General features: G+C 61.8%; 13 protein-coding genes. 8 read left to right on the top strand and 5 right to left on the bottom strand.

The window, feature by feature from the left end:
* Positions 1–3 precede the first annotated feature (3 nt).
* The 5 genes from ACPPVP_RS41260 to ACPPVP_RS41240 all read left to right on the top strand — a co-directional run bounded on the left by ACPPVP_RS41260 (position 4) and on the right by ACPPVP_RS41240 (position 6,885).
* Entirely contained in the window at positions 4–3,171 is a 3,168-nt protein-coding gene (locus ACPPVP_RS41260; protein WP_426529587.1) for an efflux RND transporter permease subunit, read from the top strand.
* A gap of 365 nt (positions 3,172–3,536) precedes the next feature.
* The gene (locus tag ACPPVP_RS41255; protein ID WP_426529585.1) at positions 3,537–4,163 is read left to right on the top strand and encodes an adenylate/guanylate cyclase domain-containing protein; all 627 of its coding nucleotides are present in this window, start codon (positions 3,537–3,539) and stop codon (positions 4,161–4,163) included.
* A gap of 64 nt (positions 4,164–4,227) precedes the next feature.
* Complete coding sequence (locus tag ACPPVP_RS41250; RefSeq protein ID WP_426529583.1) at positions 4,228–5,919, top strand: peroxidase family protein; 1,692 nt, start codon at positions 4,228–4,230, stop codon at positions 5,917–5,919.
* A gap of 54 nt (positions 5,920–5,973) precedes the next feature.
* Entirely contained in the window at positions 5,974–6,384 is a 411-nt protein-coding gene (locus ACPPVP_RS41245) for a hypothetical protein (RefSeq protein WP_426529581.1), read from the top strand.
* A gap of 90 nt (positions 6,385–6,474) precedes the next feature.
* Positions 6,475–6,885 (top strand): hypothetical protein, encoded by a 411-nt coding sequence (locus ACPPVP_RS41240; RefSeq protein WP_426529579.1) that lies wholly within the window; start codon positions 6,475–6,477, stop codon positions 6,883–6,885.
* 13 nt (positions 6,886–6,898) lie between these two features.
* Here ACPPVP_RS41240 and ACPPVP_RS41235 read toward each other — a convergent pair whose 3' ends face one another.
* The 3 genes from ACPPVP_RS41235 to ACPPVP_RS41225 all read right to left on the bottom strand — a co-directional run bounded on the left by ACPPVP_RS41235 (position 6,899) and on the right by ACPPVP_RS41225 (position 11,589).
* Positions 6,899–8,902 (bottom strand): BTAD domain-containing putative transcriptional regulator, encoded by a 2,004-nt coding sequence (locus ACPPVP_RS41235; protein WP_426529577.1) that lies wholly within the window; start codon positions 8,900–8,902, stop codon positions 6,899–6,901.
* A 191-nt stretch (positions 8,903–9,093) separates the two neighbouring features.
* Entirely contained in the window at positions 9,094–10,401 is a 1,308-nt protein-coding gene (locus tag ACPPVP_RS41230) for a YcaO-like family protein (RefSeq protein ID WP_426529575.1), read from the bottom strand.
* Positions 10,402–10,587: 186 nt separating this feature from the next.
* A complete protein-coding gene (locus ACPPVP_RS41225) occupies positions 10,588–11,589 on the bottom strand; it encodes an NADP-dependent oxidoreductase (RefSeq protein ID WP_426529573.1) in 1,002 nt (333 codons plus the stop codon).
* Positions 11,590–11,800: 211 nt separating this feature from the next.
* On the opposite strand from ACPPVP_RS41225, the gene ACPPVP_RS41220 reads away from it, so the two are divergent.
* On the top strand, positions 11,801–13,090 hold the full coding sequence (locus ACPPVP_RS41220; RefSeq protein ID WP_426529571.1) for a dicarboxylate/amino acid:cation symporter: 1,290 nt from the start codon (positions 11,801–11,803) through the stop codon (positions 13,088–13,090).
* A 12-nt stretch (positions 13,091–13,102) separates the two neighbouring features.
* Positions 13,103–14,026, top strand: coding sequence for an amino acid ABC transporter substrate-binding protein (locus ACPPVP_RS41215; RefSeq protein WP_426529569.1), 924 nt, complete (start codon positions 13,103–13,105; stop codon positions 14,024–14,026).
* A 202-nt stretch (positions 14,027–14,228) separates the two neighbouring features.
* On the opposite strand, the gene ACPPVP_RS41210 is transcribed toward ACPPVP_RS41215, so the two are convergent.
* Positions 14,229–15,545, bottom strand: a complete 1,317-nt coding sequence (locus tag ACPPVP_RS41210) for a bifunctional folylpolyglutamate synthase/dihydrofolate synthase (protein ID WP_426529567.1) — start codon at positions 15,543–15,545, stop codon at positions 14,229–14,231.
* Complete coding sequence (locus ACPPVP_RS41205) at positions 15,545–16,543, bottom strand: hypothetical protein (RefSeq protein WP_426529565.1); 999 nt, start codon at positions 16,541–16,543, stop codon at positions 15,545–15,547. The genes ACPPVP_RS41210 and ACPPVP_RS41205 overlap by 1 nt, the downstream gene beginning before the upstream one ends.
* Before the next feature lie 289 nt (positions 16,544–16,832).
* On the opposite strand from ACPPVP_RS41205, the gene ACPPVP_RS41200 reads away from it, so the two are divergent.
* Positions 16,833–17,606 carry a ferredoxin--NADP reductase gene (locus ACPPVP_RS41200; RefSeq protein ID WP_426529563.1) on the top strand — a complete coding sequence of 258 codons (774 nt, stop codon included), beginning with the start codon at positions 16,833–16,835 and terminating at the stop codon, positions 17,604–17,606.
* Positions 17,607–17,677 lie beyond the last annotated feature (71 nt).

Raw genomic sequence — 17,677 nt, 5'->3', positions numbered from 1 at the left:
GCCATGATTTCGAAATTTTTCATCGAACGGCCCGTCCTTTCCAACGTTATCGCGATCCTGATGATCCTGATCGGCGGCGTCTGCTTGTTTCGCCTCGCCGTCGCGCAGTATCCCAACGTCGTGCCACCGACGGTGCAGGTGACCACCCGCTATCCCGGTGCCAGCGCGAAAACCGTGATCGACACGGTGGCGCTGCCGATCGAGCAGCAAGTCAACGGCGTCGAGGACATGCTCTATATGCAGTCCTACAGCGGCTCCGACGGCACCTATACACTGACTGTCACGTTCAAGATCGGCACCGACCTGAACTTCGCACAGGTACTGGTGCAGAACCGGGTGTCGAGCGCGCTCTCGCAACTGCCGCAATCGGTGCAGAGCCAGGGCGTCACGGTGCAGAAAAGATCGACGGCGATCCTGCTGTTTGTGACGCTGAGCTCGCCAAACGCGACTTATGACAGCCTGTTCCTGAGCAACTACGCCACCATCAACATTCGCGATGAGCTGTCGCGTTTGCCCGGTGTCGGCAACGTCACCGTGTTCGGCGCCGGTCAGTACTCGATGCGGGTCTGGCTTGATCCGAACAAGCTGTACGCGCGCAGCCTGATGCCGCAGGACGTTATTTCCGCGATCCAGCAGCAGAGCCAGCAGGTCACCGCGGGCCAGGTCGGGGCACCGCCGGCGCCGGCGGGGCAGGCATTCCAGTATACGCTGAACGTCAGCGGGCGGCTCGCTGAGCCCAGCGAGTTCGAGAATGTGGTCGTCAAGACCGGCACCAGTGGCGACGTCACGCGCGTCCGCGATGTCGGCTGGGTCGAGCTTGGCGCCCAGACCTACAGCCAGGCGTTCTCGCTCAACAACAAGCCGTCCACCGGCATCGGCGTGTTCCAGTCGCCGGGCGCCAACGCGCTCGAGGTCCAGCAGGCCGTCGAGAAGAAGATGCAGGAGCTGGCGAAGACGTTTCCGCGGGACGTGACCTATGACACGCCGTTCGACACCACCAAATTCGTCTCGGAATCGATCAATGAGGTCTACAAGACGCTGATCGAGGCCGGTTTGCTCGTTCTCGTCGTGATCCTGATCTTCCTGCAGGACTGGCGCGCGATGCTGGTGCCCGCGACCACGGTGCCGGTGACGATCATCGGCGCCTTTGCGGCGATGGCGGCGCTGGGCTTCACCGTCAATATCTCGACCCTGTTTGCGATCGTGCTGGCGATCGGCATCGTGGTGGATGACGCCATCGTGGTGGTGGAGGGCGCCGCGCACAATATCGAGAAGGGCATGTCGGGCCACGATGCCGCGATCAGCGCCATGGACGCGCTGTTCGCGCCGATCGTCGGCATCACGCTGGTGCTGATCTCGGTGTTCCTGCCCTCGGCGTTTCTGCCGGGATTGACCGGGCAGATGTACGCCCAGTTCGCGCTGGTGATTGCCGCTACCGCACTGCTCAGCGCCGTCAACGCGGCGACGCTGAAGCCGACGCAGTGCGCGCTGTGGCTGCGCCGGCCGGTACCGCCGGAGCAGCGCAACTTCTTCTATCGCGGCTTCAATGCCGTCTATAATCGCGTCGAGGCCTGGTATAGCCGGCTGATCACCCGTCTGGTCGCGCACAGCAATGTTTCCGTCATCTGCGCGCTGATCCTGATCGGCATCGCCGGCTTCGGCCTGTCGCGGGTGCCGACCGGCTTCATTCCGATCGAGGATCAGGGCTATCTCCTTGTCGCCGTGCAATTGCCCGATGGTGCGTCGCTTGAGCGAACCCAGCGTGTGCTTACCCAGGTCAGCGAGATAACCGGCAAGGCCCCGGGCGTCGACCAGGTCATCACCATTGCCGGCATCTCCGCGCTCGACAATTCTTCCAGCCTCGCCAATGCGGGCGTCGCCTATCTGATCCTGAAAGAGTGGAGCGCGCGCGGCAAGGGCGAGGATTTGCGATCGCTGTTCGTCGGATTGAACGAGAAGCTCTCCGTGATCGAGGAGGCGCGGATCCTGGTGGTCCCGCCACCGCCGATCCAGGGCATCGGTAATGCCGCGGGCTTCGCGATGCAGGTCCAGCTCCGCGACGGTAATTCCGACTTCAGCAAGTTGCAGGCGATCACCAGTGCGATCGTCGCCAATGCGTCGACACAAAGCGCGCTCCAGCGGGTGAGTTCGCCGTTCCGCTCGATGGTGCCGCAGTTCGACATCGAGGTGGACCGAATCAAGACCCAGACACTGCATGTCACGACCGATCAGATCTTCTCGACGCTGTCGTCCTACATGGGTTCGACCTTCGTCAACCAGTTCAACAAGTTTGGCCGCACCTTCCAGGTCTATGCGCAGGCAGACGCGCAATTCCGCCTGACGCCGCGTGATATCCAGAACATGATGGTGCGCAACAGCAATGGCGACATGATTCCGCTCGGCACGGTGGCCAAGATCACGCCGGCGGTCGGCCCGTCGCTGATCAGCCTGTACAATCTGTATCCTGCCGCGACCATCATCGGCCTGCCGGCCGCCGGCTACAGTTCCGGCCAGTCGATGACGCTGATGGAAGAGATTGCCGCCAAGACCTTGCCGCCGGGTGCGGGGTTCGAGTGGACGGCAATGTCGTATCAGGAGAAGGTCGTCGGCGGCCAGATCTACTGGGCGTTCGGTCTGGCCTTGCTGCTCGTCTATCTCGTGCTGGCCGGGCAATATGAAAGCTGGCTCGCGCCGATCTCGGTCATTCTCGCGGTGCCGCTGTCGCTGCTCGGTCCGATGGCGGTGCTGACGGGCTTAAGAATCGAGAACAACCTCTATACCCAGATCGGCATCATCCTCCTGATCGCGCTGTCGGCCAAGAACGCCATTTTGATCGTCGAGGTCGCGCTGGAACTGCACGTGCGCGAACGCAAGCCGCTCCTGGAATCCGCGGTCGAGGCGGCGCGCGCCCGTTTCCGGCCGATCCTGATGACGTCGTTCGCCTTCATCCTCGGGGTAGTGCCGCTGGTGCTCGCCACCGGCGCCGGCGCCAATGCGCGGAAGTCGATCGGCATCACCGTGTTCTCGGGCATGCTGGCTTCGACCTGTCTCGCCGTGCTGTTCGTGCCGACGTTCTTTGTCGTGGTGCAGCGGTTCGAGAACTGGCTGAAAGAACGGAAGGGAAAGGCGCAGGCGCCGGAAGCGATCCCTCACACCGGGACGGGATCCTGACGCCGTATCGGATCAAACGTCGCCACGGCGAATTCAGGCTGACCGTTCGCTCCTGGTACTGAACACCATTTCCCAAGAAGTTGCTGGCCGCCGGATGTCTCTCCGGCGGCCATTTCGTTGGCTCTGACGATTTATTCTGCCGCACGCGCAGAGAGCCGACCAATCCTGATTTGGCACAGAGATCGAAAGCGCCGGCTTCCCAGGCATTGGCGCGCCTGCTGATCAGATGACGCTCCCGCTCCCCCGACTAACGCTCGAATGATGGCGCCCTGCCAAGGTGACCGCAATTCGCGAGACGGCGAGCAGCAAGCTGTCAAGGCAACGCCGCAGCAGGCGCGGGTCGCTCAAATGGTGCGAGGTAGAAGATGCGTACGGAGCATTTCACTACGGCAGGAGCGTTGGCGGCAATGCCCGGAATCGCGGACGGTCCGCAGTTGCCGGAGCGGAGATGGGCCGCGGTCCTCACCGCCGATGTCGTCGGGTATTCCCGGCTGACGAGCCTGAACCAGGAGCAAACTTACCTTCTCTACAAGGCTCACCGTCGCGAGTTGATCGATCCAAAGATTGCCGAATACCGCGCCAGGTTCGCGAAATCCACCGGCGACGGCATATTGGCCGAATTCGAGACTGCCCTCGACGCGGCGCAGTGTGCGATCGCGGTTCAGGAGAGGATGGTCGAACGCTGCAAGGGCGAGAGCGTCCATCGCCGCATCGTCTTCCGCATGGGTCTGAGCTGCGGCAACATCATCGCCGACAGGGAAGACATCTACGGGCACGACGTCAACGTCGCAGCGCGGCTGCAAACTGTTGCGCCGGCAGGTGGAATCGCGATGACGGAAAAGGTCGCAGAGTTGGTTGGCCCCAGTCTCCACTTGCCGCTGGAGGATCTGGGCGTCCAGCAGTTCAGGAATATGTGCCATCCGATACGCGTCTTTCAGTGCCGCGTTCCGGGTGAGTCAATTCATGAAAATTCAGCAGAATCACTGGTTTAAAGCCCTTTGACGCTGAATTGATGCCGGCGTGATTTTCTATCGTTCAACAGCGGAGGCCGAAGCCATGCATGGACTAAATCTTTCGACGATTCCCGAAATCCTGGACGGCGCGACATTGCTGAATGCGGATGGCGATCTTGGCGGAATGCGGAATCTCCTTCCGCTACCGGCATCCTCGATGTTTGGGGCGGGGAAGGACCCGCAGGAGCTGCGCAAACTGATGCGCAAACTGTCGGCGCGCATCAGCCGCGAGCCGGATTTGAGCGAAGACAGGCCGGAGGAGGAGACAAACTCCAACCTTCCCTCGGGATACACCTACCTGCTTCAGTTCATCGCCCACGATATGGTGAACACGTCAGTCTCTCTTGCCGTCAGCGAGGGCCGACGCTTTGGATTCCACAACGCCAGGCAGTTGCCGTTGACGCTCGAAACCATTTATGGCGGCGGCCCCGACGTTGCGCCGCAGGCCTACGAGTACAGCCGGCTATGCGCGCAGTCGCGCGGTTTCATGCCGCGCACGCGATTTCGTTGCGGTCGCACGCGGAATCGATCCGGGTCCACCAACAATATGCCGTTTGCCGACATCGGACGCGCCGTGCCGGTCGACGTCAGGGATGACGGGATTGGCGGGCGTTGCCTGCGCACGGAGGCGCTGGTCGCCGATGCCCGCAACGAGGATCAGGCGCTCATTTCCCAAATGACGCTGCTGTTTCTCCGGATGCATAACTTCATCATCGACGAGCTGGACGCCGTACTTCCTCCGTCGACCGCACCCGAGGCCTATCGAAACTTCATATGCGCGCGGTTCATCCTGGCGCTGCTGTATCGAAGGATCATCGTCAAGGACGTGCTCTATCGTCTGCTGGATCCTTCGGTATACCGATATTATTTCCTGCCCAGGATCGACAAGAGCAAGCTCGCCTCCGATCCGGCCCTGCTTGATCGAATTCCGGTCGAGTTTTCGCACGGTGCATTTCGGTTCGGACACGCAATGATTCGGAATCGCTATGATGTGAACGGCAACGGCCTGATCGAATCCGCCCGTGCGATGGTCATCAATTCGCGGCGCTCTCCAGGCTTTACGCCATTGAGCGAGGAATGGACCGTAAAATGGGAGAACTTCTTCCAGATCAACGGCAGCGGCGCGCCGAAGAATCTCAGCCGGCGGCTTCGTCCGAATTTTTCCTCGCTCGCGAGAAGCGAGTTCTTCTTCGGGCCCCTGAGCGAGGAAGATAGTCCCGGACTGCCGAACCGCGATCTCGTCAGCGCCATGTTCGGAAGGGTCTGGTCGGTGCCCAAGCTCATTGACGAGCTCCGCAGCAAGAAGCCCGAACTCGCCCAGTTCCTTCCAGCCTATGACGGGCTCGTTCCCGGTTTGACGACGTGGTTGAAGGCCACGGGCCGTTCCGACGGCATATCCGAACAGCTGGAGCCCGAAGACATCGCGGCAATTGCGCAGGACCCGCCGCTGCCGTTCTTTGCCCTGTATGAAGCGCACACCAGCCACAATGGTGAGCGTCTTGGCGTGCTCGGCTCGATCATCATCGCGGAAACGATGGTGGGGGCGATGGTGAAGTATCCGCTGCAAGTCTCGAAATGGCAGTACGATCCACTTCTCAATTTGAAAGAACAATTTGAGCCGTTCGAGAGGTTGGGCGTTGCAGGGACGGCGCTCAACAACATGCCTGAGGTCGAAACTTTCGAAGATCTTCTGACGTTCATGGAGTCACGAGGACTCCTCGATCCCGCGCAATGAAAGCACAGCAGGCCGGAGGCGGTCTGCATCACATCCAACGATGGAGGGCTGAACATGGGTACCACTCTGGAGATCGGAAACGACGTGCTTTGGGGCAAGCTGGTGAAATCGTGGGCGACCGGCAAGAACTATGTCGATCCGAACGCTGCCCCGATTCCAATTCCGCGAACACTCGATGAGTTGTTGGCGACCGCTGCCGGGATCAACCTGTCGATAACATTTCCCGACGGAATGGTGGGATTGGCTGTGATTCAGTACAGCCCGCAAACCGTCGTGATCAAGCTGCCGCCGAAAGCCATGGTCGAGGAAACCGAAGCGAAGTTGAACGAGCCGAATGCAAAATATCCGATGCCGAAGTTCTACGAGGATTTCTTCGGCATCCCGCTCCCGCCGCTGCTTCACGACCAACTCTTCCAGCTTCATGCCGCCCGGATCGGAGACTACTCAATTCGGAACTGCGGCTGACCGGCTGTCGTTCCGACCGGCTCTGACGCGGAGGGCAGTCGTCGGGCCGTTCTGCAATCGATCCAGTCAATCGAGAAATTGGAGGGCATGATGGGCACCAAGCTGGAAATCAGCGACGAAATCCTTTGGGGCAAACTGGTGAAGTCGTGGGCCACGGGAGAAAACTATATCGTGCGCGGCAGGCCGGCGCCTCCGATACCCCGAACGCTTGCGGACCTGCTCGCGCAGGCCACGGATATCGGGCTGCGAATATCGTTCCCCGACGGTATGGTGGGGTTGGAAATCATTCAATACAGCGGCCAGACCGTGGTGATCAAGCTGCCGCCGAAGTCGATGGTCGAAGCCACCGAAGCAGAATTCGAGGCGACGGACGTGATATATCCGATGCCGCGCTTCTATGAAGAATTCTTCCATATGCCGTTGCCGAAGATGGACAAGGCGAAGCTTCTCGATCTGCATGCCGCCCGGATCGGCGATTATTCGATCAGAAATTGCGGCTGAGAGGCCGGCCGATTCACCATTGATGATGAAACAGGCCGTCGGTGGGCGCGCCGGCGCCGGCGAGGCCGGCGCGCAGGCGCTCCCAGCTCTCAGGGCGTGCGATCGGGAAAAGGTGGAGAAGCCAGCGCGTCATTGCGGCCGGCGTCGCCGCCTCCTGCACCGACCACCGGGCTCGAACGACGGTGAAGAACCGCTCGAGTTCGGCGGCCGCGTGTTCCTTTCGACCCAGGTGATAAAGCGCTGCGGTCTTCCAGCCCGGAACGTTCGGATTGAGATCGCCGGCGAAATCGGCCGCGGCCACGCAACCCTCATAGTCTCCGATCATGAAGCGTACTGCGGTATGGTAAGCCCACTGCAGAGGGACAATGGTCGCCTTTCGCTCCAGCATGGAATCGACGATCTCGGCGGCCTCCTTGTCGTATCCGCAAAACGCGTAGCAATTCGCCGCCGACACCAGCGTCCAGGGATCGTTGTCGTTCAGGCCTTGCGCCAGTGGAATGTAGATCATTGCCTGCTCATAGCGCTTGGCCATCGCGTGCGACCATCCGAGGCAGAGCTGGCTGCGTGAATCGAGGGGGTCCAGCCGAACGGCTTCCTGCGCGTATGCGAGGGCCTGCATCGTGCGATCGGCGTCGCGCGGCGTGCCCGGCTTGACGATGTGATAGGAGTTGTTCAACTGGGCCAGACTGGAGAAAGCCGGCGCGAAATCCGGCATCAACCGCACGACCTGCCGGAATAAATCCGCCGCGTTGTCCCAGCGCTGGGGATCGAAACCAAGCAGCGTGGCCTGCCCGAACAGCCAGATGTCGTAAGCTTTCAGGTCGGCGACCTGGCGGCTCATGATCCTGCTCAACCGCTCCGCAGAAACGTGAACATTGAGGGCGGAAGCAATGCGCCGCACCAGATTCTGTTGCGCCTGGTGCCAGTTTTCCAGCGTCAGCGTCAGGCTTTCGCTCCAGAGGTATGTGCCCGTCGTGCCGTCGCGCAATGTCAGCACCAGATGAAGCGCCTTGCGCGTCTCGAAGCCGCTCGCATCAAGGATAAACTCATCCCTCGGGCTCTTCAGCGGGCTGTCAGCGGGAGGGCTCGTCCAATCCCGGATATGCCATTCCCGAAATCGCACGAAGCAGGCAATCAATTCACGCCGGAAACCCTGAGCCAGATAGTCCCGCTTTGGATCGGTGCCGGATAATACGAACGGTCCAACCGACAGGATGAGCCTGGCCTCACGGGCGGCCAGTAGCGGATCCACGTTCAAGCCAGACGAAGGCCCCGCTTTCGGCAACAAGGCTCCTGGCTTGTCTCCGGTCGGAACACCCGTGTGCTCGACGGGCACTCCGCCGGTGCCTGATGCGCCGCTGAATGGCAGCGCCGCCTTGATCTCGGCAACCAGATCCTGTGTCTGTTGGGTCGGCTCGACGTCGTAGTCGGCGTCCAGGAGATCCCACAGCGTCTTGTACACCTTGAGTGCACTTCCAATCGCACCGTCCGCGATGTGCGCCCGTATCAGATATCGGCAGGCCTCCTCGTGGGTCTGGTCGAGATTGATGATCGCGACGGCGATATCCCGTCCGATCTCGGTTACCTTGATCTGGGCGCGCAGCGTGCCTTCGAAATTCCGGATCAGTTGATCGCGGATGGTCTGACGCCTGGCCAGTACCCACGTCTGGAAGGCGGGATCGCTGCTTTCAACTTCGCCGAGAATGTCGTCGATCAGGTCTTGCTGCTGCAGCAGCCTCGGATGCGGCGAGCCGCCCGCCGCGTCCTTGAGGACATCGATCAGATCCACGCGTATCCTCGCCCGATCGAGCCCGATAACAAGTTTGTCGGTTTGGAATCCGTCGAAGCCGGTGGGCTGAAGCGCATTGCGGATCTCGTGGAGCGCCTGGCGCAAGGACGCCCGCGCCCGCTCTTCCGGTGCCTCGCTCCAGAACAGCCCGATCAGCCTTTCGCGGCTCTCTTCCTGAGCTTCGGTCAGCGCCAGATATCCAAGCAAGGCTTTGGTCTTGCGGCTCAAAAGCTCGATTTCATGATCACCGACATGCAATGAAAATTTGCCGAGCAAATGGATCGATAGAATGGAGCTCGTTGCGCCACTATCATCTGTACCGGGTGGAACTACGCCCTGCAGCCCCATGGGGCCTTTCCACGATTTATCGCGCTGGTCCCGACGCTCATATCACACCGAGGGCGATTGTTCCATTATGGCTAGGGTACGATCAAGGCTGCTCCGCCCGTATGGCGATCGCCGCCGCCGTAGTCCTTCAGGACGCGCCGCAGTCGGTCCGTCACGGTGTCGGACGGCATCGGCTGCAACGCGGGAGCCACGGCGCGCACCACCGGGATACCGAACTCCGGCCGGGTCATGTCGATAAGGGCTGCGTCAATGCCGCACCGGGCTAACGCACCGGCGATTGCTGGAAGCTCCGGCTCCACGGCTCTCTCGGGTTGCGTCGGACAATGACCGAGTGGATGCAACAACTCGCATTGATCCGCCCGGATCGTAGCCCCGCGTTCGAGATGGGCGCGATCCGATGATGAAAGATTGCTCTCGCCGGCTTCCATTCGCTTGATTTGTGCGAGCAGGATTGCAAGCTCGGTCTGACAAAGTTCGAGAATTGCCGCGCGCGCGGCGTCCTCAAGCGACAGGCGCGCCGCCAGCCCATAGGCAAGTTGCTTGCCGTCCGTGTCGCAGGATAATGCTGCAATGACGGGAATTCCGATATCGGTGGCGAGGTCGAGCAGCCATGAGATGCGATCATGTGCATGTTGCCGCAAGGTCCCGACCAACCGCTGAATCTCCGCCATCGCCGGATGATCGAGCGGCACGGCTTTCCCGCGCCGCCCACCCGTCCACCACAGGCTTGCCGCGTCACGTTCTATCAGCTCCAGCAGCGCGCGTGAGGCGGCCCAATCGAAGGTGGGACCGGCCGCCACGCCAACGCTGAGCGCCGTGCGTGGCCTCAAGCGCTGCTGGCCGGTGGCGCGGCGCAGGCACCAATCGGCCGGGAGCAGGACGTCATGACCGTCGCTGGGCCGGGTGGAGCCGGTGTCGAGCGGCTTGCCGCTGACCCAGGCAAGCGGTGTCGTTGCGGGCAGTCCCTGTTGGGCCATGTCCTGCTCGATTGCGGCGACGGCGGCGGGCCAGGTACGATGTGCCACCTCTGCCAGATTCGCGATGGCGATAACGTCAGTTGGGCATTCGACCTGCGCCAACCGGTCGATGCCCTCTCCAACGCACGACACAAATGCGTCTTCGAGCGTTTCCCCCGATCCGCTCAGACTGAACGAAACCTCGGCGGATCCGTCTTCGCCAGGAGCACGCCGGGTCTCCGCGCCGATAAAGCGCAGTCCCGGCGCCCATGGCGAGCGCAACAGAAACATCCGGCCCGCGAGGCTCGCAGCCTCCACAATCTTCGGGCCATACTTTTCCGAGACCGAGTGCCGAAGCGCAACGCCTTGCGCGGAAGTCAAATCGACTTCCAGGAATGCCGGGCGAGCTTGCGCTTGGACCATGACGGGCCTCGATTCAGAGCGTGAACCTGTGTCAGGGCTTTGCGCGCCCTGACGCAACCCAGTCAAAGTCTAGCGGCTACCGCTGGCAACCCCAAATTCTGCCGCGGCTGCCGGGCCCGGCGAAACCAGGTCGCAATCCCGCTCCGGGGGGCATGGTCGATCTGACCGGCCTCCGCCTGGTGTCGGCTACACCCTCACCATCCGCTTGCCGCGGTTCTCGCCGGCCAACAGGCCGATCAGCGCTTTCGGCGTGTTCTCGATTCCGTCGATCACGTCTTCCTGCACCTTCAGTTTGCCCGAGGCGACCCAGGACTGCAGCTCGGCCAACGCCGCAGCGCTCTGATCCATATAGTCCATCACAATGAAGCCCTGCATGACGAGGCGCTTCACCACGATCAGCCCGGGCACGCCGCGCGGACCGTGCGCCGACGGCACGCCGTCATATTGCGATATCGCGCCGCAGCAGGCGATGCGGCCACGGTTGTTCATCAGCGAAAGGCAGGCTTCGAGAATGTCGCCGCCGACATTGTCGAAATAGACGTCGATGCCCTTCGGCGCCGCTGATCGCAGCGCCTTGAAGGTGGCGCCGTCCTTGTAATCGACCGCGGCGTCGAAGCCGAGTTCGGACGTCAGCCACTGGCATTTGTCCTTGCCGCCGGCGATGCCGATGACGTTGCAGCCTTTGATTTTTGCAATCTGCCCGACGATCGACCCGACCGATCCGGCCGCGGCCGACACGACGACCGTCTCGCCCTCCTTCGGCTTGCCGACATGCAGCAGGCCAAAATAGGCGGTGAGGCCGGCGATGCCGTAGACGCTGAGCAGATGCGTCATCGGCTCCAGCTTCGGCATTTTGGTGAGATGTTTGGCGGGGACGGCAGCGTAATCCTGCCAGCCGGTATCGCCGAACACGATATCGCCCGGCGCAAGCCCCGAGGCCTTCGAGGCGACGACCTCGGCGATGCCGCCGCCGGCCATCACGGTGTTGGCCTCGACGGCGGCGCGGTAGGTCGCGCCGTGCATCCATGCCCGGTTGGCGGCATCGAGCGAGATATAGCGCGCCTTCACCAGCACCTCGCCGTCCTTCGGCTCGGGCATCTTCCCGTTGACCATCTTGAAATGCTCGGGCCCGAGCTTGCCGGTCGGCTTTTCCACGAGCAGGATCTGGCGATTGACGGTGTCATTCATGGCGTATCTCCCCTCAGCTTGACCGTTCTTGATGCAGTTGGCTGTGCTTGAAGCGATCAACTGCACAGATTGTGCGCTGCGGGGACGCTAACGGCCGCGCGCGCAATTCACAACGGGAACATTCTGGCAAGCGTGCAAAATGCCGCAAGCTTGTTGCGTCCCCATTCAAATCTGGCAAACTTCACATCGCCGGAAATACGGGGGTGCGAGAATGTCCAGCAGGTTTACACAATACATCCTGATCGCGATGGCACTTGGCATTGTGATGGGGACCATCGTCTTCAACTATATGCCCGACAGCCGGGTGGAAATCGCCGCAGACGTAAACCTGATCGCCATGCTGTTCCTGCGCCTGATCAAGATGATCATCGCGCCGCTGGTGTTCGCCACGCTCGTCGGTGGCATCGCGCATATGGGCTCCGGCTCCAAGCTCGGCCGCGTGTTCGCCAAGACGATGGGCTGGTTCGTCAGCGCCTCCTTTGTCTCGCTGTTGCTTGGCCTCGTGATGGTCAACCTGCTGCAGCCCGGCTCCAACTTTCCCGGCGCGCTGCCCGACAAGGCGCAGTCGACCGGTCTGCCGGTCTCGGCATTCTCGATCGAAAAGTTCCTGACCCATCTGATCCCGACCTCGATCGCAGACGCGATGGCGCAGAACGAAATCCTGCAGATCGTGGTGTTCGCCGTGTTCTTCGCGGTCGCGCTCGGCGCGCTGCCGGAGCGCGCCAAGTCGATCATGGGGCTGATCGACGATCTCGCCCACATCATGCTCAAGGTGACCGGGTATGTGATGCTGTTCGCGCCGATCGCGGTATGGGCGGCGATCATGGCCACCGTGTCGAAGAACGGTCTCGGCGTGCTGTGGAAGCTGATCGTGTTCATGGGCGGCTTCTATCTCTCGCTGATGATCCTGTGGGGCATCCTGGTCGTGGTCGGTTTCATCGTGATCGGGCCGCGATACAGCCATCTGCTGCGGTTGATCCGTGAGCCGCTGATGATCGCGTTCTCGACCGCGTCGTCGGAGGCGGCCTATCCGAAGACGCTGGAAGGCCTGAATCGTTTCGGCGCCTCGTCGCGGATTTCGGCCTTCGTGCTGCCGCTCGGCTACTCGTTCAACCTCGACGGCACGATGATGTATTGCACTTTCGCGAGCATCTTCATCGCGCAGACCTACCAGATCGACATGCCGCTCGGCACGCAGCTTGCGATGCTGGCGACGCTGATGATCACCTCGAAGGGTGTTGCCGGCGTGCCGCGGGCGTCGCTGGTGGTGATCGCCTCGACGCTCAGCCAGTTCGGCATTCCGGAGGCCGGCCTGCTGATGATCATGGGCATCGACACGTTCCTCGACATGGGACGCAGCGCCACCAACGTGATCGGCAATTCGCTGGCGACCGCTGTGGTCGCGAAATGGGAGGGCGAGTTGAAGGCCGAGCATGAGCTCGGACCTGATGACGTCGTGCCCACCGATGCCGTTCCGGGCGACGCCGTGCCAGCACATTAGTGGGAGAGATGCATGCATCGATTCCGGAACAAGCCGATCGGGGCAGGCGGCCTTCTGCTGGCTGCCTGTCTGCTGGCGACATCCGCGCCAGCGCAGACCGCCGGCGAAGGGCTTAGCCCGACGCTTGCCAACATCAAGCGAACGCATGTCGTGCGTCTCGGCTATCGCGAGAGCTCGCCGCCGTTCTCGTTCCTGGACCACTCCAACCGGCCGATCGGCTATAGCCTCGAACTGTGCGAGGCCATCGTCGAGGAGATCGGCGTCGAGGTCGACGACGCCAACCTCAAGGTCGAATACGTCAAGGTGACCTCGGACGACCGCATTCCGGCGGTGACGGAAAACAAGATCGATCTCGAATGCGGATCGACCACGGCCAATGCCGAACGCGCCAAACTGGTGGCGTTTTCGCCGCTGATGTTCGTGGCCGGGACCAAGCTGATGGTGCCGAAGGCGTCCACCATCTCGGCGCCGACGGATCTGAAGGGCAAAACCGTGGTCGTGACCAAAGGCACCACCAACGAGCAGGCGATGCACGCGATCGACAAGAAGTTTTCGCTGGGCCTGAACATCGCGACGTCGCCGGACCACGAGCAGTCCTATCAGATGCTGGTGGACGGCAAGGCCGATGCGTTCGCGACCGACGACATTCTGCTCTACGGCTTGATCGCGCGCCACAAGGCGCAGGGTCAGTTCAAGGTCACCGGCGAGTATTTGTCCTACGATCCTTACGGCATCATGTTCCGCAAGGGTGAGCCGCAGTTGAAGGCCGTGGTCGAGCGCACCTTCCAGAAACTGGGTTCGGGCCGCGACCTGATTCCGCTCTACAATAAATGGTTCGTCGCCCGGCTGCCGACGGGAGAGAAGCTCGGCGTCGCGATCTCGCCGCAGCTCGAGGAAGCCTTCAAGGTGCTCGACGACAAGCACGGAAGCAACTAGGGATTTTGCTCGTCATGGTGAGGAGCGCGTCTTCCAAGAGGCCGCCCTCACGATGAAATCCAGTGCCGTAGGGTGGGCAGAGGAGCGTAAGCGACGTGCCCACCATCTGTCAGCGAGCAAGTGGTCGGATGGTTGGCACGCTGCGCTTTGCCCACCCTACGAATCTGGCGCAGTTCCTCGCGCGCGTCGCGCGGCAATACGGTCAGAAGAATTTTAAATCTTCCGCGCGGCCGCCCTTTGCGACAGTCGCATACTCGATCGCCAGGAACAGCCCGCCGGCGACATAGATTCTTCGCTGCTTCGCCTTGGCCAATTTCTGCGAGACGCGCACCGCCTCCTCGATCGAGGCGGCGACATGGCGGATCGCCGCGGGATTGGCGCGCGCGGCTGCGGCGGCGATGCGTTGCGCGTCCGCCCCCTTGTGATGGGCTGCCGTGCAGATGATCGTATCAAACGACGGCGCCAGCGCGCCTACGATTTCGTCCGTTTTCTTGTCCCCCGACGCACCGGTGACGAGGATCCAGTCCCCGGCGCCATGGATCGCCAGCAGGCTTGCGAGCGATTGCCGGATCCCGTCGGGAGTATGGCCGACGTCGATCACGGTGGGCGGGTCCTGACCGATGACCTCGAGGCGGCCGGGCCAGCGCGCCTCGCGCAGGCCGGCGCGTATCGCGGCCTCGATCCGGTCCGGCCCCTTGCGCGGCTGTTCGCGCCGCAGCCAGAGCAGGAACAGGCTGGCGGCAATGGCCGCGTTGTTGAACTGGAACGCGCCGGGGAGATTGAGTTCGAGGCGGCGAAAATCGTGGTACCCGAACTGGAAGTCGAAATGCTGGCCTGATGCCGCCGTTACCTCGTTGTCGATGCGGATATCGTCGCGGACGAACAGCGGCGTGCAGTCGCGCCCGCGATTGTATTCGACGAGATGCGGCCGCAGGCCCCGGCAGTTCTCGCCATAGACGATGGTACCGCCGGCAGCGCAGGCGTCGCTCTTGTCCGATACGATCAGTTCAAGCGAGCTGCCGAGCAGTTCGACATGCTCGTAATCGAGCGACGTGACGCAGGTCTCCTGCGCGCCGACGAGGCGGACCGGATCGTAGCGGCCGCCGATGCCGGCCTCGAACACGGCGAAATCGCATCCGCTCTCCTGGAAGTGCAGACAAGCGAGTGCGAACAGCGCTTCGAACGCGCCGAATTTTTCGTCAAGGCATTTTGAAATATCGGCGATGGCAGCTTCGGTCCGCCGTTGCAGGCGCCCAAACTCCTCGTCGCTGATCTCGGCGCCATCGACCTGAATCCGTTCGTTGAAACGGACGAGATGCGGCGATGTGAACAGGCCGGTCCGAAGGCCATAGGCGCGGCCGGTTTGAGCGCACATCGCCGCCGTACTGCCCTTGCCGTTCGAGCCGGTCACCACCACCGACGTGCGTTGCAGCCGCGCGCGATCGATTCCGAGTGCTTCCAGCAACGCCGCCATGCGCGCCAGGCAGATACCGTCGCCATATTTCGGCAGGTCGAACATTACAGCAGTCCCATCGCGACAAAGCTGTGATGCCAGATCTTCAGGATCAGGTCGCCGCGATTGGAATCTTCCAGCAGCCGGATCGACGGGTTGGAATTGACCTCGATGATCTCGTTTGCATCCGGCTTGCCGCCGATATCGACGAACATGTCGATCGCCGCGACGCGAAGTCCGATCGCGCGCGCGGCCTGCCGCGCCTGGATAATGGCCTTTTCGGATGGCGCATCCGCCAGCACCATCGTACCTCCCGCACTCAGATTCATCCGCCCGGGAATCTCCCGCCGTTCGCCCCTTGCAGGTATCGCGTCCAGCGACGGATCGCGATCGGGCAGCGAAGCAGGCGACAAGCCGCGGGCGCGCAGGGTGTCGTTATGAACGGCGAGCAGTTCACGAACCGTGTGCACGCCGTCGCCTGTGACAGACGGCGGATATTTTCGCGCGCAATAGAGCACGTCATCGTCGAGCAGGAATACGCGGTACTCCGTCCCTTCGACGATCGGCTGGATCAGCACCGCGTCGTAATACTTCACGACGTCGTCGAGATGCCGAGCCAGCGCGGCTTCGCCGTGAACGGCTTGCGCGAAATCGCCGCGCGATCCCGTGAGCGGCTTGACGAAGGCTGCTCCGCCCAATCGCCTGAAACAGTCGATGGCATCGCTGCGCTCATGTCCGGCGGGGCGATGCGCGCGGTGGCGGTCGTGCAGGAAGAAGTATTCACCGCCAAGCGCGGGCACGCCGGCCTCGCGCAGGATACTGCTTGCAAAGTGCTTGTCGGACGCCAGCGTCGAAGCGGTCGCGCTGTTCTGCGGATACCAGGAGCACCGGCCGGCGCCGAAATGCAGCAGTCTGTCGCGTGAGGCGACGCTGAACAGCAGTCCCGACCCGCTGTCGAGGTCGCGAAAATGGAGCCCGAATTCGGCGCAGGCGAACTCGGCATAGACCGACTGGTCCGGATAGAAGCCCGGTTTTCCCGTTCGAAACTCAGCTGGGCTTCGCATGCGATCTCTTTTGAAACGTTCTTAATTTGACGTGGTCATTTATTGCCAGATCGATGCCGAATTCAGCAAGTTAATTGCGCGAGAAAGCATTAACGAAGCGAATCGAACCCTTTTGCAAAATAGAACGACAGCCATTCCGAGTTATCGATTGTGCTGTAGGTCATATTGACTATGTCTGTGCCGTGCGCAAATGAAGCGCCAAATCGCGGGTAATTTCGCTGATTTTTGGCACTTCGAGGCCCGAAAACCGAAACGTTCTACATCGAGACGTCAGGGAAAACGAAAACACATGAGCGCGTTCTATAGAGAGAAAGTCCTTTCCGTCCGCCACTGGACGGATACGCTTTTCAGCTTCCGGGCGACCCGCGATTCCGGTTTTCGTTTCGAGAATGGCCAGTTTGCGATGATCGGCCTCGAGGTCGAGGGCCGGCCGCTGCTGCGCGCCTACAGCATGGCGAGCGCCAATCACGAGGAAGAACTCGAATTCTTCTCCATCAAGGTTGCGGACGGACCGCTGACCTCGAAGCTGCAGAAGATCCGCGAGGGCGACGAGATCCTGGTCGGCCGCAAGGCGACCGGCACGCTGATCACCGACAATCTGATTCCTGGAAAGCGCCTGCTGCTGCTGTCGACCGGCACGGGCCTCGCGCCGTTCGCGAGCCTGATCAAGGACCCCGACGTCTATGAGCGGTTCGAGACCATCGTGCTGGTTCACGGCTGCCGCCAGGTTTCCGAACTCGCCTATGGCGAGGAACTCGTCGCCAAGCTGCGCGACGATGAACTGTTCGGACCGCTGCTGTCGGAGAAATTGCTGTATTACCCGACGGTGACCCGCGAGCCGTTCCGCAACCGCGGCCGCATCACCGACCTGATCTCGTCCGAGCAGTTGTTCAACGACATCCACCAGGGGCCGCTCAACATCGAGAGCGATCGCGTCATGATGTGCGGCAGCCCCGGGATGCTGGAAGAGCTGAAGGTGATGTTCGAATCCGGCGGCTTCATCGAAGGCAGCGGCAACAAGCCCGGCCATTTCGTGATCGAGAAGGCGTTCGTCGAGCGCTGAGACCACCGCAGTCATTCCGGGGCGATGCGAAGCATCGAACCCGGAATCTCGAGATTCCGGGTCTGGTCCTT

The organism is Bradyrhizobium sp. McL0615, from assembly GCF_049993905.1.
GTDB lineage: Bacteria > Pseudomonadota > Alphaproteobacteria > Rhizobiales > Xanthobacteraceae > Bradyrhizobium.
The sequence above is the reverse complement of the archived record's forward strand: the minus strand, read 5'-3'. Positions and strand labels throughout refer to the sequence as shown.

Bases quoted from the DNA above. Each gene is read 5' to 3' on its own strand.
- ACPPVP_RS41260 (WP_426529587.1), top strand. From the start codon at position 4: ATGATTTCGAAATTTTTCATCGAACGGCCCGTCCTTTCCAACGTTATC.
- ACPPVP_RS41255 (WP_426529585.1), top strand. From the start codon at position 3,537: ATGCGTACGGAGCATTTCACTACGGCAGGAGCGTTGGCGGCAATGCCC.
- ACPPVP_RS41250 (WP_426529583.1), top strand. From the start codon at position 4,228: ATGCATGGACTAAATCTTTCGACGATTCCCGAAATCCTGGACGGCGCG.
- ACPPVP_RS41245 (WP_426529581.1), top strand. From the start codon at position 5,974: ATGGGTACCACTCTGGAGATCGGAAACGACGTGCTTTGGGGCAAGCTG.
- ACPPVP_RS41240 (WP_426529579.1), top strand. From the start codon at position 6,475: ATGGGCACCAAGCTGGAAATCAGCGACGAAATCCTTTGGGGCAAACTG.
- ACPPVP_RS41230 (WP_426529575.1), bottom strand. From the start codon at position 10,401: ATGGTCCAAGCGCAAGCTCGCCCGGCATTCCTGGAAGTCGATTTGACT.
- ACPPVP_RS41225 (WP_426529573.1), bottom strand. From the start codon at position 11,589: ATGAATGACACCGTCAATCGCCAGATCCTGCTCGTGGAAAAGCCGACC.
- ACPPVP_RS41220 (WP_426529571.1), top strand. From the start codon at position 11,801: ATGTCCAGCAGGTTTACACAATACATCCTGATCGCGATGGCACTTGGC.
- ACPPVP_RS41215 (WP_426529569.1), top strand. From the start codon at position 13,103: ATGCATCGATTCCGGAACAAGCCGATCGGGGCAGGCGGCCTTCTGCTG.
- ACPPVP_RS41210 (WP_426529567.1), bottom strand. From the start codon at position 15,545: ATGTTCGACCTGCCGAAATATGGCGACGGTATCTGCCTGGCGCGCATG.
- ACPPVP_RS41205 (WP_426529565.1), bottom strand. From the start codon at position 16,543: ATGCGAAGCCCAGCTGAGTTTCGAACGGGAAAACCGGGCTTCTATCCG.
- ACPPVP_RS41200 (WP_426529563.1), top strand. From the start codon at position 16,833: ATGAGCGCGTTCTATAGAGAGAAAGTCCTTTCCGTCCGCCACTGGACG.